Below are 14,330 nucleotides of genomic sequence, written 5' to 3' on the forward strand. Positions count from 1 at the left end.
TGCGCCGGGCGCCGGCTCCCCGTATGGCGCTGGTGATGACCCTTGCCGTGGCGCTGGTCGCCTTTCTGCCTGATATGGCACTGGCTGCGGAGCCCGGCTTCAAGGGCTGGTTCATCCACAATATGGCGCCCATCATGTTTGCGGCGCTGGTTGTGTTCCTGCTGCTGGGCTATCCGGTCGCCTTCTCGCTGGCGGCGAATGGCCTCATTTTCGGGGCCATCGGCATCTGGCTGGGGTTGTTCCGGCCGGATTTCTTTCAGGCCATGCCGGGGCGCGTCTATGGCACCATGAATAATGAAGTGCTTCTGGCGGTGCCCTTCTTCACTTTCATGGGCCTCATTCTTGAGCGCTCGGGAATGGCGGAGGATCTGCTGGATACGATTGGCCAGCTGTTCGGCTCCATTCGCGGCGGTCTTGCCTATGCTGTGATTTTCGTGGGGGCCCTGCTGGCGGCGACCACGGGTGTCGTGGCGGCTTCCGTCATTTCGATGGGGCTTATCTCCCTGCCGATCATGTTGCGCTATGGCTATGATCGGCGTGTCGCGACAGGGGTGATTGCGGCTTCCGGCACATTGGCGCAGATCATGCCGCCTTCGCTGGTGCTGATCGTGATGGCGGATCAGCTCAATCGTTCGGTGGGTGATATGTATGCGGGCGCGTTCATTCCGGGGCTGATGCTGACCGGGCTGTATGCGACTTATATCTTCATTGTTTCGGTCTTTTACCCCGCCGCTGCGCCGGGCCTGCCGGAAGATGCACAAACCCTGCGTGATGAAGATGAAGGTCGCATCGCGCCACGTATTCTCGGAGTGCTGAGCGCAGCCGGGCTTGCGGTTCTGATTGCGCTGGGTTCCTTGCCGGTGCTCACCGAGGGGCTGTTGCCTGAAGCACTCAATGCGCCGCTGTGGGGCATCGCAGCCTTTGTGCTGCTGTTCTTCTTCATGAGCGGCGTCGCCCGGCTTATCACGCCGTCTCTCTTTATCCTGCTGGCGGCAACCATTGCCGTTGCAGTGTGGGTGATGAGTGATACGCAGGTGAAGTTCGGCGTGGATTATACCGTGCTGGCCATGGCGCTTGTGGTGGGGCTGGCCTTCATCTTCGCGGTTATCAATCGCCTGTTCCGACTCAATCTGTTGTCGCGGCTGGCCGAGCAGGTGGTGTTTGTGATGGTGCCCCCGCTGGCGCTGATCTTCCTGGTGCTGGGTACCATTTTCATTGGTGTCGCCACACCAACTGAAGGTGGTGCCATGGGGGCGGCCGGCGCTCTGCTTCTGGCCCTTGTGCGCGGGCGACTGAAATTCAATCTGTTGCAGCAGGCTACCTATTCCACCGCGAAGCTCTCTGCTTTCGTCCTGTTCATCCTGCTGGGGGCGCGGGTCTTCTCGCTGACCTTCTATGGGGTGGATGGGCATATCTGGGTGGAGGAACTGCTGGTTTCATTGCCGGGCGGTGAAGCGGGCTTCCTCATCACCGTGAACCTGCTGGTGTTCGTGCTGGCCTTCTTCCTGGATTATTTCGAGCTGGCCTTCATCATTATTCCGCTGCTGGGGCCGGCGGCGGACAAAATGGGGATTGATCTGATCTGGTTTGGCGTCATGCTGGCCATGAATATGCAGACTTCCTTCATGCACCCGCCCTTCGGTTTTGCGCTGTTCTTCCTGCGCTCTGTTGCAGCGAAGGTGCCCTATATCGACAAGGTGACGGGCAAGCGCATGGAGCCTGTCACAACAGGGCAGATCTATTGGGGGGCCGTGCCCTTCGTGTTCATTCAGATTCTGATGGTGGGACTCATCATTCTCTTTCCGAAGATTGTGACACACTACAAATCCGACCATGTGGAGCTGAATGAGCAGCAGATCCAGCAGCAGTTTGACAGCCTCACGCCGGAGCTGGCCGCACCGCCGCCACCGCTCGATTTCGGCGGATAAACGAGGGGGATATCCTGCGGTACTGCTGATGGGTTGTGCCCATTCATGGTTGCAGTCTGAATTCTGCTATGGGCACAGTCCATGTTGGGCCGAAAGCGTGAGGAACCAGCAATGGCGATGCAACAGGATGAAACAGACCCCGGCATTTGCCCGGCTTGTGGTGCGCCTGTGCAGCAGGGGGCCGCGCAATGCGATATATGTGGTTACAGGCTGCGGGGCGGGGGGGCGTCGCGTCTTCTTGTCGGACTCGCGGGCACATGCGTTGCCCTGATTGCTGGTGGCGTGGTGTGGTGGGGGCTCGCCACTCCTTCATCGCCACCCGCATCTGCACCGGCCGTCACTTCTGAAGAGGCGGCCCCTCCTGTAGAGCCAGCACCTGTTGTGCCTGAGCAGCAGAGTGGAACTCCGCAAGAGATGGCGCCGGCTCCCGACGTCAAGCCTGAGGCCGCTACTGAACCGGCCACAGGTGAAGTTGCACCGGCGGAAGAGCCGGCTCCCGTCGTCACCGCTGAAGAGCGCCGCGCTTTCGCGAAGGAGACGGAAGAGAGCCTGACAGGCAACGGGCTGGAGTTGACCGTTGGCACGTCTGGCGAGGAGGATACCCGGCTCGTCATGCGCTTTGGTTTTCCGGCTGCGGCCACGGCTGAACTCATCATTGCCGGGCCTTTTACGCGCCAGTGCGAGCGTCGCGGTTTCAAGGATATTGAGTTTGTCGATCCCTCGGGCGAGCGCTGGATGTATGATGTGGCCGCCCAGACCATGAGCAAGAAATGAGTCCTGTTTCTTCCCCTGGCCCCCTTCTGGTGTTGTTCGATTGTGATGGCACATTGGTGGACAGCCAGCACTTGATCGTCTCCGCCATGTTGGATGCTCACGCCATGCACGGCCTTACGCCGCCTTCGCGTGAGCGATTGCTGTCGATTGTCGGGCTTTCGCTGGTCGAGGCATTTACCGATCTGGCCGAGGGTGATGCGAGCTATCCGGTTGAGGATATGGCCGAGGGCTATCGCACCGCCTTTATGCGCCTGCGCGACATTAACCCGCCGGAGCCGATGTTTCCCGGTGCCCGGCAGGTTCTGGAAGGATTGCGGGCGCGTGAGGATGTGCTGCTGGGCATGGTGACAGGCAAGGCCCGCCGTGGGGTGGACCGGGTTTTAGCCGCTCACGATATGGTCGGCTGGTTTGATACGGTGCAGACGGCGGATGATGCTCCCTCGAAGCCGCATCCGGCCATGGTGTTGCAGGCCATGCAGGAAATGGGGGCGCGCCCGGAAGAAACCATTGTGGTGGGTGATACGGCCTTCGATATGGCCATGGCCCGCGCGGCGGGAGCGGGGGCTCTCGGGGTTTCCTGGGGGTATCACCCGGTACAGGAACTGAACCAGGCTGGCGCACAGATTTTGGTGAATCATTTTACGGAAGTGCCGGACGCATTGGCGCAACTCGCCGCACAAACGCTGCGCCCTGCCGGCATGGAGGGCTGACACAATGCGCGACCTGTTGGAAGAACTGGAACAAGGTGGTTCACCTGAAGATCCAATTGCGCGTGCGCGGGCTGCGCAGCGTCCGTCGTTGCCGAAACGGTTTTACAAGGCGGTGAGTGTCGGCCAGCCGGATGAGGCTGGAGCATCAGCGGCCGGATATTCCATTCTTCTGGATGGTCGGCCGGTGCGCACACCGGCGCGCGCGGTTTTGCAAGTGCCCACCCGCGCGCTGGCTGAAGCCATGGCTGAAGAATGGGCTGCGCAGAAAGAGCAGATCGATCCTTCCACCATGCCGCTGACCCGGCTGGTGAATGTGGCGCTGGATCGGGTGGGGCCTGAAGCAGGCGCGGTGCGCGATGAAGTGGTGCGATATGCGGGAACGGACATGCTGTTCTACCGCACCGATAGCCCACAGGCGCTGGTGGAGCGGCAGGCCAGCCACTGGGATGCGGTGTTGGATTGGCTGCGTGAGCAGCATGGGGCGCGCTTCTTTCTGGCGGAGGGCGTAATGCATGTTGCCCAGCCGGAAGATGCTCTTGAGGTGGTGCGCGGTTTGGTACCTGAGGCAGCCCTTCCATTGGCCGCGATTCATTCCATGACTACGCTGACAGGCTCCGCCCTCATTGCGCTGGCTGTCGCCCAGGGGCGGTTGAATGCGGATGAGGCCTGGGCTGCCGCTCATGTCGATGAAGACTGGAACAGAGAGCAATGGGGGGAGGACGAACTGGCCTCCGCTCGTCGTGAAGCACGTCGCGTGGAGATGGATGCGGCTGTCCGCCTTCTGGCATTGCACGGGGCATAGATGCGCTCTTCTTTGCAATTAAAAGCGGTTCTTATTTGCGTTTGAGCAATTTTGGTTGCCACAGCAAGTGATATCATGCGTTTTTGACGAGTCTTGGCCAGCTTGCTGTGCGGCTGCCGGGCTTGAGGAGTGTAAAAACAAAAACGGAACGTGGCATGTCGGCGATGGAACAAATTGTCGAGCGGGTGATCGACCATGTGGTCAAGGCCGTTGAGCGCGCACCGCTGGTGGAGAAGCCCTTCTGGCATCTGGAGCTGGAGGGGATTTTTCCAGAAGATCTCTACGCCCGGATGCGGGACGCCATGCCGGAAGCGCGGGAATATCGTGCCCTCAAGGGCAGGAATAATGTGAATGTGCAGGAGGATGGCTCCTCCACCCGCATCAAGATTGATCTTTATCCAGAATATATGCGTCATTTGCCGCTTGAGAAGCGGGATGTCTGGGCGCTGGTGGGCAAGGTGCTGCGCTCGGAACCTGTGAAGCAGGTTTTCATGCGCCGCCTCGCACCGGGGCTGGAGCGTCGTTTCGGGCCGGATTTCATGAATGTGGGCATGTTTCCGGTGCCCATGCTGACGCGGGATGTGGCGGGTTATGAAATTCCCCCCCACACGGATACGCGCTGGAAGGGAATCACCATTCAGTTCTATCTGCCGGAAGATGAAAGCATCACCCATGTAGGGACGCGTTTTGACCGGCAGGCGGAGGATGGGCATTTCGAGATGGTGCAGCGCATGTCCTTCTCGCCCAATACCGGCTATGCCTTTGCTGTGGGGCAGGATACGTGGCACTCGGTAGACAGGCTGGGGCCGGAAGTGCGCAGCCGCGATTCTATTCTGCACACCTATTTCGTGGACAATTCGCCAATTCTGGCCATGCGTAATCGCAGCAAGCGTGTCGGCAATTTCCTGCTCAATGAGGTTCGGCATATTGCGGGGTAGGGGGCTTGAGCCTTTCCGTATCTGTGTTTGCGCACTGTTCGGTTCGAGATGAGATGATGGGATATGGGGCGCCCCATATCCCATTTTCATTTCACAATGGGGGCGCGATCATGGGGCTCTGACACGAGGCTGTGTTTTGATGGAAGCCCATTGCGGAGAATGTGCCGAGACATTATGCCAAAAAAGAATACGCGCCTGTCTTGCCGCGCGACTTCTGGATTGAGGAAAAGGGGCGCTGAATCTCATGCTTCGCGAGGTCTCAATCGCCGGAGTTTATTTCCCGGCCATCTTTTTCTATTTTCTCGCAAGCCTTGTCATTTATCTGCTCGTCGATTTGGCCTTGTCACATCTCGGCCTTTACAGATATTTCTGGCACAAGTCCTTGGTGCAGGCCTGTCTGGTGGGGGTCATCTTCAGCCTGCTGTTCATGTTTGTGCCCTTGCAATGAGTGGGGTTTGAAATGGACAGAATGTCGGTGGTGCGGGTCTTCGCCACGCTGGTGCTTCTGGCCAGCGCGGTCTGGTGTGGCTGGTTGCTGTGGCAATATTATTTCTATTCCCCATGGACCCGCGATGGGCGCGTGGTGGCGAATGTCATCAGGATGGCGCCGCAAGTTTCAGGGCAAATTGATTCTGTGAATGTGCGGGAGAACGAGTTCGTGCGGAAGGGCGATGTGCTCTTCACCATTGTGCAGGAACCGTTCCAGTTGGCTGTTCAGCAGGCGGAGGCGCGCGTGGCCGCCACGCAGGCGAACTGGCAGATGAAACTGTCCATCTATGACCGCATGCGCAATTTGAGTGAACTCGCAGTGACAGAGCAGGCGCAGGAAGATGCGCGTCTGGCTGCTGCTGCTGCCGAGGGGGAATATCAGCAAGCCGTGGCTCAACTGGCCGCTGCCCGTCTGCAACTGCAATGGACTGAGGCCAGGGCCAAGGCGGATGGCTGGATTACAAATATCAACCTGAACGCCGGTGATTATGCCACGGAGGGCACGGAATCGGTGGCTATTGTGGATGCTGGCAGTTTGCGTATCGAAGCCTATTTCGAGGAAACCAAGCTGTTCGACATTCCCGTGGGAGCGCCCGTTCAGATCTATCTGATGGCTGGCGGGCCAATGCTGACTGGGAAGGTGGCTTCAATTGCCCGTGGCATTGCTGATGTCGACAACCCTTTGGGACGGGCGGATCTTTTGGCTGTGAAGGCGAACTATCAGTGGATTCGTCTGGCGCAGCGTATTCCGGTGAGGATTGATTTTGACGCTGTGCCAAATGGCCTGCCATTGGCCAGCGGCATGACTGCTACCGTGGTGGTCATGCCTGAAACGGAGGGGGCGGCGCCCCAAGGGCAATCTGAAATGATGCCGGCTCCGGCGCAGAAAGTCGCACACTAGCCGCGCTTTCACTTTCATTCGGGAGGGGCGGTGTGTTGCCGGCCCCTCCCATCTTGTTTCAGTCTTCCGCTTCCGCCGGCTCATCATAAGCCACGGTGAGCACTTCCAGTTCATGACGACGGCCATCGCGGGCCATCCAGGTGATGGATTGCGCTTCGGAAAGCCCAATCAGTGCTGCGCCGATCGGGGTCATGATGGAGATGCGCCCGGCGGCAATATCGGCTTCTCCGGGATAAACCAGAGTGACCGTGCGCGACGTGCCGTCACTGCTATAGGTTACGGTTGAGCCCATGCGGATGGTTTTGGCGGGCAGGCGCCGACTGTGCACCACGCGGGCGCGTTCCAGTTCCTTCAAGAGCTCTTCAGCGACATCTGGATTGCGGTCCAGCGCGGCAGTGGCCAGGCCGGTGAGGCGCTCGTGGTCCTCTTCATTCAAAACGATGGCCGGCAGGCGGCCTGTCTTGGTCGACTTTCTCATGGAGATCACCTGTCTCGAACGTGTACGCAAGCGGCCACCCGCCAAAAGTTGGCCGACGCGACACGCGCTTGGATGTTATGGGGATAAATGCGCCATTATGGCCGGCCTCTTCCGAAGGGGAAAAGGCGCTTCACTTTCTTCAGACGGATGCTGTCGCTGCGAATGCGGACGCTTCAAGCCGATGAAGTGGCAGGCCAGTATGGGACGTGCAACAAAGGCGTCTTTCCCCGGCGCCCGGAGGCGCGGAGGCCGGACGCGGGGTTAGTCTCCTGCGATGGGGCAGGGACGACGGAAAATGGTGAATGCGCACATCATAGGCAGATGAGGCATTGCCTGTGCCCGGATGTCAAGGCAGTTGACGTTATGGCAGGCCCGCCTAAAGGAAGGGGGCTTGTGGAAGATGTCTGCCGGGCATTTGAAATGATATGGGCGTCATTTCCCTCAGGCTGCGTTCAGGCCTGTGCGCAAGCGATCCAGAAGCTGGAAGAGCTGCACTTGCTCGGCATTGCTGAGACCCGAGAGGGCGGATGAGAAGAACTCGGCAATAGGCTCCTGCATTTCGGACCAGGCATAATCCCCAGCGGGTGACATGCGCACCAAACGGCTGCGGCCATCCTCCGGGTCGCGCATGCGTTCTATCCATGCGCGTGCCTCCAGCCTGTCCAGAACGGCTGTCAGGTTCTGGCGGCTGAGGAGCAGAAACTCCATCAACTCCTTTACAGACATGCCTTTGTTATGCACCAGCGGGCGCGCAAGGGCACCCAGAACAGCCCATTGCTGAGTTGTGGCGCCAAAGCCCTCCATGTGGCGCATACCGTTCTTGTGCAGCAAATTCGAGCACTGATAGAGACGGAAAAACAGACGGTTGGCGACATCGAGAGAGTTCGGGTCACCAATGTCTCCATAGGGACTCATCAGAGGGCCTTCGCAATTTGGCCGGGCATCCAAGGGAGGGCACGCTATGGCAGCCTAAAGAGCACCACGATGCTTATGGCTCGCGAAAAGCGGGGCATCGCAAATATTCTGGCCTGCCAGCCATGTCCGCCCTTCGTGCGGGCGTGAGGATCTTATGCAGAAGATGAGTGCACAGGCGCGTTATGGCAAGCACATGATGTGTGCGGTGCAAAAATATCTTGCACTGCAAGATTCGCAGAATTCGCCCGTTTCATTCCCTGCAAATCACGGCGTGCACTGTTTTCGAGAGAAACAGGGGCAAAACAGGCGAGGTTGTAGAGTTGGCTATTTTGCAACCAGCAGCACGAATTTTGGGCAGCCTGGCTGCTGTGGCCGCGTATGATGTCGCCACCCTTTATCCTTGTAAATGAAGGCTTCGAGGCGGAAATGTGGCTGTTTTGATACAGTGGCGCGAGGTGCATGGAGGTATCTTGGTGGGTATTCGCGGTCCGTGGCATTCCTGCAACAGGCATTGGGTAACAAGCACTCATGCGGCTTGGAAAGGTCTGTTTCCGATTGAAAGGGCGTTCGGCGTCGGTATGTTGGGTCTCGCGACGAAGGGGGCAGCCCCGGTCGCCCAAGGCTCACCTGGCGCTGAAATTAAGGCGTAGCCGGAGGCCGGCTTGGGAATATGGGGCAAGAACGCTCACGGTACACAGCTGCCGATGTAGCGCCGCTAGCTCCCTTGAAATTATACTTGGAGGTCAAGATGAACATGGTGAAAAGCCTTCTCCTCGGCAGCGCGGCAGGTCTCGTCGCGGTGGCTGGAGCCCAGGCCGCCGACCTGCCTGTCAAGGCGAAGGCTGTCGAGTATGTGAAGGTCTGCTCTGCTTACGGCGCAGGCTACTACTACATTCCCGGCACCGACACTTGCCTCAAGATCGGTGGTTATGTGCGCTTCGACACGTACATCAATGCCACCGGCACCATGAACCCGTTCATCAGCAACCAGACCCTTGGGAATGGCCTGAACACGAACGATCTGACCGACAACTATCGCACCCGTACTCGTGGCCTGATCCGCCTCGACGCCCGTACCCAGACGGACTACGGCGTTCTGCGCTCCTACGCTGCCTTCGGTGGCAACCTCAACAGCTGGAGCAGCACCAACGGCAACACCAGCCTTGAAGTTGATCGCGCGTTCATCCAGTTCGCTGGTCTGACTGCAGGTTACACGACCTCTTTCTTCGACCCGAACCTGAACTACATGATGACCACCCCCTACACGATGACCAAGCGTAAGCTGAACCAGCTTGCCTATACGGCTCAGTTCGGGAATGGCTTCTCCGCGACCATCGCCGTTGAAGATCAGCGCTTCATCGACGTGTACGACCAGACGGCTTATGGCCCGAACACCCGTGGCGGTTCCGAGGCTCCCGATATCGTCGGTAACCTGCGCCTCGAGCAGGCTTGGGGTTCTGCCCAGCTCGCCGTTGCGGCTCACCAGTCTCGCGTTGCTTACTCCGCGGCTGCTTTCGATGACTCCACGGACGTGTGGGGTTGGGGTATCGGTGGTACGCTCGAGTTCGATCTCGACGCCCTGTCTCCCGGTGACTCCTTCTTCGTGACTGCCGCTTATGGCGACGGCGCTCTCAACTATGTTGGCCTGAACGGTTCTGACCGCGCCAGCGCCAATGCGACCCAGTTCGGTCGTGTCACCAACAACAGCCTCGGCGCGCTTGGTGGTGCTTTCTACCAGCTGTCCGACATCGTCTATAACGGCGTGAACGACTACGACAAGACCAAGGCTTGGTCGATCAACGGTCAGTTCCGTCACTTCTGGACCCCCGGCCTGCGTTCGGCTGTGATGGTCGGCTATGTTGACGTCGATGCCCCGGAAACGGCTTTCGCCCTTAACAACGGCTTTGCTGACTTCAACATGTGGCAGGTTGGCTTCAACACCATCTGGTCCCCGGTCAAGAACCTCGATATCGGCGCGGAAGTGCTGTACTCGAAGGTTGAAGGCAAGCACGACTACAACGACGGCAGCCCGCTTCAGGCCCTCAACCCTGTGGGTGTGGGTTACGGCGGCTCCACGGACCTGGTGTCCGGCGGTCTGCGCATTCAGCGTAACTTCTGATCGGTTTTCTGGTCAGTACAGAGCTCTGGCAGGCAACTGCCAGAGCTTTTTTATTGTGTGCTACGTTTTTTGCATTTTGGGTGCAGCAGGGCGCTTTACATCTCTGATGCTTGCTTTTGATTGTCCATTTTAACCGGTTTTTTTTGAAGAGGGCGGAGCGAGCGTTGTGTCGACCTTGAGCGGATATGTTGTGTCTGTTTTCAGGGTGGTGCTGGGTCTGGCGATGCTTGTTGCATGTTCCAGTTTTGTCGGTCGTCTTGCGGCCGCCGCAGATACCCTGAAACCCAAGATGCCGCTTTCCAGCGTGAAGTTGTGCGTCTCGGAGGGGGAAGGCTTTTTCTATATCCCGCAGTCTGATGTGTGTCTGCGGGTTGGAAGCTATCTGTGGGCGGAAGGTTATTATAATAGCTACACTCATTACCCGCCTAGAAATGATAAGACTTACTCTATTTCAACGGGCGGGCTCATCCTCGACGCCCGCACCGCGACGGATTTTGGAACGCTGCGTTCCTATATGGAATATCGCTATCATTGGCGTAGCGCCGATCCGTGGTCTGATGGGCCGAATGAAGCGCAGTTGCAGATCTGGCTATCGTATCTCCAGCTGGGCGGCTTCACTGCCGGTTACGCGCAGTCTTTCTTCGACTTTTACGCGAATGAGTACGTCCAGGGGACGGATCCGGCGACAATTGGTGATGATCTTCAGCTCAACCTTGTGGCCTACACATCTGAGCTTGGCGACGGTTTAAGCGCTACTTTATCCATGGAAGACAGCAGCGAAAGGAATGGCGGGATTTATTCCGTTGATCCTGCCGCCGGCGCACTTGGGGCAGATTATGAAGGTTATCAGGCTGGAGCCCAGTTTCCGGATATTGTGGGCAATTTGAATCTGACGAGAGAATGGGGTCAGGCGCAGCTGACAGGGGCGCTTCATCAGATTCGAGCATTCAATTTCTATAATGCGCCAGATATATCTGAGGCGAATTGGGGATACGCTCTACAGGCCGGTCTTATGCTCAACTTGCCGATGCTGGGTGAGGGGGATGCTATCTATTTTCAGTCCGCCTATATGCAGGGTGCAGTTTCTTATCTTGGGCTGGTTGATCCCACAAATGGGCAATATATGCCGCCGGATGCTTTTCTGGGGCCGGACGGGTTGAGTAAGGTCGGCGGCTGGAACTTTACAGCTTCTTTGCTGCATAACTGGAATGCCAGGTGGGGCACGGCCCTTTTTGGTGGTTACGCACACTACAAGTACAATAACCCGACCCTTCGCATGGCCTATGGGGCAAGTGGTGGTGTAAATTTTAATTTTGGGGCTTATATTTCTTACGCACCTCATCAAAATCTGAAAATGTACTTGCAATATGATTACACGCATATTCAGGCGACGGATTATTTGAAGACAACATATAGCGCGGATTATGAAGCTGTGGATGCAAGCCGTCTGCTGCTGTTCATTACACGGAATTTTTGACACCGCTAATCAATCGGGCGCAAAGGTGCTGCGTGGAGATCCAGGGGGGCCATTTGCGTTTGTTGGCCTCGCTTCGTACTAAGGTTCATTCTTGCCGGCCGGGCCTGTTTGTGAGGCTGGCTGAAATGTGCTGAATTCCAGCCCGTGACTACGGTTGTAGGAGATTTCTGCTTATGGCTCTTGATGCGTCTGACAGCGGTGCGGCAAAGCAGGCTGTGCGCGGTGACGGGGCAGGTGAGGGAGCTGGCGAGCGGAATGGAAGTGGTCTTCCTCGCAAGCTTGGAAGATGGCGACGCTGGGTTCTTGTTTGCGGGTTCCTGGCGTGGTGTGCGCTCGCTGCTTTTACGGTAACAACTGTACAGAGTTCGATTGAGGCGGATTTGGCCAGCCGGGCGCGTGATGTTCTGGAGCGTACTGGTGAGTCATGGGCTTCTGCTCACTTCCAAGGTAGGGATGCGACTTTGGAAGGGGAGTCCCTTGCGGAAATGGCGCGCGAGAAAGTACGTAAATCCCTTGAAGACATGTTTGGTGTGCGCGTGGTGCGCGATGCCACAACGCTTCTGCCCGAACGACGCCCCTTTACATTCAGCGCCGTGAAGGACGGGAAGGCTATCGCATTAGCTGGCTATGTGCCTTCAGTGGCGGCGCGTGAGCGTATTATCAGCACTGCGAGACAGGCCGGTTTTATCGTCTCTGGGGGAGATCAACTCGTCAGAGCGCGCGGCGCTCCTCCGGGTGATTTTGCCGCGTTGGTCAATTTCAGTCTCAAGCAGTTGGAGCAACTGCCTTCAGGGCGTATCACCATTGCAGATCACGCCCTCTCCATTGAAGGGCGTGCACCTGACCTGAAGATTTATGATGAGCTGGCCGAAGTGCTGCGGGGCGCGTTGCCCTATGGCCTGACGCTGGCGCGTTTCGCTGTGCGCCCACCTGTGGCCTCGCCTTTTCTCTGGTCCGCTAGCCGCGAAGGCAACACATTGCGCCTGTCAGGCTACGTGCCTTCGGAAGCGGCGCGTGCGGATGTAAAGGCGATTTTGGATGAGGCGATGCCTGGCCTTGATGTGCGTGATGATACGCATCTGGCTGATGGTGCGCCGAGTACCGATTTGTGGTTGAAGGCCGTGCGCTTTGCTGCGGATCTGCTCAGTCAGGCTCGTCAATTGCAGGTGAGCATCGCGGATAGCGGCATTTCGGTTGAAGGTATCGCCGCCACTTTTGATATGTTTGATGTCCTGTCGCGGGTGCGGCGGAATTCGCCTGAAGGTTTTCAGGTTGCGCGTTTTGCTGTTCAGCCACCACGTGCCGTGCCTTTCGTGTGGAAGTTGCAGCGCTTGCCAGATTCAGTTCAGATGAGTGGCTATGCGCCTTCTGAAGAAACGCGGCGTTTGTTGAGTGATGCACTGCGCAGCGCTTTCCCCGGGGTGCCAATTCGGGATGAGATGCGATTGGCCTCTGGTGGGCCTTCGTCTGAAATGTGGGCTGCTGCCGCCAATTTTGCTGTGGCGCAGTTGGCGCGCTTGCGGAGCGGCCGTGCTGAAGCTCGGGGCGCGCGCTTGATCTTGAGCGGAGAGGCGCTGGATTCTGCGGCTTTCAGTTCCCTGACTACAGCGCTGGAACATTCTCCCGCTGGGCTCACTGTAGAAAATGAGGTGAATCCACCGCGGATTTCCCCCTATGTTTTCTCTGCCCGAAGGGACAAGAACGGCATTACCCTTTCCGGGTTTTACCCCACCCAGAAAGCGCATGATTATCTGCGTCAAATCCTGATGCGAGGCTTCCCGGAAGAGGCGGTCACGGATGTTTCCGCCATTGGTGCGGGGGCGCCCGAGGGGTTCCAGTCTGCTGTTGAGGCCGGGCTTCGACAGCTTGAGAGGCTTCAAAGAGGAGATCTGAGCCTCACGGATTTGCAGTTGCGGCTTTCCGGCCTCGCATTCACGACTGCTGCGGCCGATCATATTCGGGCTGTGCTCGAAAAAAGTGTGAAGCCACCTTTCAATATTGATGTGGAATTATCCGTGGTTCCTGAGGGGGCTCCGGTTGATGGGCCGGAATGTCAGGCCGGGTTGTCTGAGGTGATGGCGCATGGCACCATTTTGTTCGATACAGGCAGCGCCAGCATAGATGCAGCCAGCCAGGCGACGCTGGATCGGCTGGTGTACATATTGCAGCGCTGCGCGAACATGCGGATAGAGGTGGCGGGCCACACGGATTCGCAGGGCTTCTCACGTTCCAATCAGCGCCTGTCGGAAACGCGGGCGCAGGCTGTGGTGGATGTGCTGGAAGCTGCCGGTGTTTCGGCTTCACATCTAGAGGCTGTTGGTTATGGCGCAACACAGCCTGTAGTCAGCAATGAGACGGAAGAGGGGCGCGCCAAAAACCGACGCATCGAGTTTCTGGTGAAGGAGGCGCAGACGCCATGATCTATCTTGCGTTTGCCTTGTGGCCCTATGTTCTGGCCGCTTTCGGCATTGGCCTTGTGACCGGATATTTCCTGACGCGAGATGAAATAGGAGGTGCATCGTGAGCGTGTTTTATCGCGAAGTACTGCTTCTGCTTTTTGTGGCGTTCACCATCGGTGTGTTGGCGGGTCTTGTCTTTCGCTCAACACGGTCAGGAAAACGCAAGACGAGAAGCTGATCTTCTCCAGTCAGATGGGTAAGGTGGTTCCGTCATCTTGGCCAGGTTTGCGGCTCAGTTAAGCTCATCCTGGTTGTTCTCATGCCATGATTTGAAGCGCCGATTTGCCCATATGCCTCGCCCGAGATTTTCCTCGCAAGGCGGGAATGGGGACGATACTGG

Annotated in this window: 12 protein-coding genes; 10 read left to right on the forward strand and 2 right to left on the reverse strand. The window is 57.9% G+C overall.

What is annotated here, in order from left to right; all coding sequences use genetic code 11:
• The first annotated feature begins 74 nt into the window (after positions 1–74).
• The 7 genes from ACT6QH_RS03995 (at position 75) to ACT6QH_RS04025 (ending at position 6,542) form a co-directional block, all read left to right on the forward strand.
• Entirely contained in the window at positions 75–1,928 is a 1,854-nt protein-coding gene (locus ACT6QH_RS03995) for a TRAP transporter large permease (RefSeq protein WP_444973536.1), read from the forward strand.
• A 111-nt stretch (positions 1,929–2,039) separates the two neighbouring features.
• Entirely contained in the window at positions 2,040–2,702 is a 663-nt protein-coding gene (locus ACT6QH_RS04000; protein WP_444973516.1) for a hypothetical protein, read from the forward strand.
• Positions 2,699–3,412 carry an HAD-IA family hydrolase gene (locus tag ACT6QH_RS04005; RefSeq protein WP_444973517.1) on the forward strand — a complete coding sequence of 238 codons (714 nt, stop codon included), beginning with the start codon at positions 2,699–2,701 and terminating at the stop codon, positions 3,410–3,412. Before ACT6QH_RS04000 ends, ACT6QH_RS04005 begins: the two co-directional genes overlap by 4 nt.
• A 4-nt stretch (positions 3,413–3,416) precedes the next feature.
• A complete protein-coding gene (locus ACT6QH_RS04010; protein WP_444973518.1) occupies positions 3,417–4,214 on the forward strand; it encodes an ATP12 family chaperone protein in 798 nt (265 codons plus the stop codon).
• A 155-nt stretch (positions 4,215–4,369) separates the two neighbouring features.
• Complete coding sequence (locus ACT6QH_RS04015) at positions 4,370–5,152, forward strand: hypothetical protein (protein ID WP_444973519.1); 783 nt, start codon at positions 4,370–4,372, stop codon at positions 5,150–5,152.
• A 244-nt stretch (positions 5,153–5,396) separates the two neighbouring features.
• Positions 5,397–5,600 carry a DUF1656 domain-containing protein gene (locus ACT6QH_RS04020; protein WP_444973520.1) on the forward strand — a complete coding sequence of 68 codons (204 nt, stop codon included), beginning with the start codon at positions 5,397–5,399 and terminating at the stop codon, positions 5,598–5,600.
• Positions 5,601–5,612: 12 nt separating this feature from the next.
• Positions 5,613–6,542: an efflux RND transporter periplasmic adaptor subunit gene (locus ACT6QH_RS04025; RefSeq protein ID WP_444973521.1), complete on the forward strand. Its 930-nt coding sequence runs from the start codon at positions 5,613–5,615 to the stop codon at positions 6,540–6,542.
• A gap of 58 nt (positions 6,543–6,600) precedes the next feature.
• On the opposite strand, the gene rnk is transcribed toward ACT6QH_RS04025, so the two are convergent.
• Both rnk and ACT6QH_RS04035 read right to left on the reverse strand, forming a co-directional pair.
• A complete protein-coding gene (rnk, locus tag ACT6QH_RS04030; protein WP_444973522.1) occupies positions 6,601–7,020 on the reverse strand; it encodes a nucleoside diphosphate kinase regulator in 420 nt (139 codons plus the stop codon).
• A gap of 441 nt (positions 7,021–7,461) precedes the next feature.
• On the reverse strand, positions 7,462–7,935 hold the full coding sequence (locus ACT6QH_RS04035) for a MarR family winged helix-turn-helix transcriptional regulator (RefSeq protein WP_444973523.1): 474 nt from the start codon (positions 7,933–7,935) through the stop codon (positions 7,462–7,464).
• Between the two features lie 748 nt (positions 7,936–8,683).
• Between ACT6QH_RS04035 and ACT6QH_RS04040 the strand changes: the two genes are divergently transcribed.
• The 3 genes from ACT6QH_RS04040 (at position 8,684) to ACT6QH_RS04050 (ending at position 13,951) form a co-directional block, all read left to right on the forward strand.
• The gene (locus tag ACT6QH_RS04040; protein ID WP_444973524.1) at positions 8,684–10,054 is read left to right on the forward strand and encodes a porin; all 1,371 of its coding nucleotides are present in this window, start codon (positions 8,684–8,686) and stop codon (positions 10,052–10,054) included.
• Between the two features lie 166 nt (positions 10,055–10,220).
• On the forward strand, positions 10,221–11,531 hold the full coding sequence (locus ACT6QH_RS04045) for a porin (RefSeq protein ID WP_444973525.1): 1,311 nt from the start codon (positions 10,221–10,223) through the stop codon (positions 11,529–11,531).
• Between the two features lie 485 nt (positions 11,532–12,016).
• Entirely contained in the window at positions 12,017–13,951 is a 1,935-nt protein-coding gene (locus tag ACT6QH_RS04050) for an OmpA family protein (RefSeq protein ID WP_444973526.1), read from the forward strand.
• Positions 13,952–14,330 lie beyond the last annotated feature (379 nt).

It is taken from the genome of Haloleucobacter albus, from assembly GCF_052492075.1.

Coding starts and splice junctions, on each gene's coding strand:
- ACT6QH_RS03995 (WP_444973536.1), top strand. CDS start 75: ATGGCACTGGCTGCGGAGCCCGGCTTCAAGGGCTGGTTCATCCACAAT.
- ACT6QH_RS04000 (WP_444973516.1), top strand. CDS start 2,040: ATGGCGATGCAACAGGATGAAACAGACCCCGGCATTTGCCCGGCTTGT.
- ACT6QH_RS04005 (WP_444973517.1), top strand. CDS start 2,699: ATGAGTCCTGTTTCTTCCCCTGGCCCCCTTCTGGTGTTGTTCGATTGT.
- ACT6QH_RS04010 (WP_444973518.1), top strand. CDS start 3,417: ATGCGCGACCTGTTGGAAGAACTGGAACAAGGTGGTTCACCTGAAGAT.
- ACT6QH_RS04015 (WP_444973519.1), top strand. CDS start 4,370: ATGTCGGCGATGGAACAAATTGTCGAGCGGGTGATCGACCATGTGGTC.
- ACT6QH_RS04020 (WP_444973520.1), top strand. CDS start 5,397: ATGCTTCGCGAGGTCTCAATCGCCGGAGTTTATTTCCCGGCCATCTTT.
- ACT6QH_RS04025 (WP_444973521.1), top strand. CDS start 5,613: ATGGACAGAATGTCGGTGGTGCGGGTCTTCGCCACGCTGGTGCTTCTG.
- rnk (WP_444973522.1), bottom strand. CDS start 7,020: ATGAGAAAGTCGACCAAGACAGGCCGCCTGCCGGCCATCGTTTTGAAT.
- ACT6QH_RS04035 (WP_444973523.1), bottom strand. CDS start 7,935: ATGAGTCCCTATGGAGACATTGGTGACCCGAACTCTCTCGATGTCGCC.
- ACT6QH_RS04040 (WP_444973524.1), top strand. CDS start 8,684: ATGAACATGGTGAAAAGCCTTCTCCTCGGCAGCGCGGCAGGTCTCGTC.
- ACT6QH_RS04050 (WP_444973526.1), top strand. CDS start 12,017: ATGGCGCGCGAGAAAGTACGTAAATCCCTTGAAGACATGTTTGGTGTG.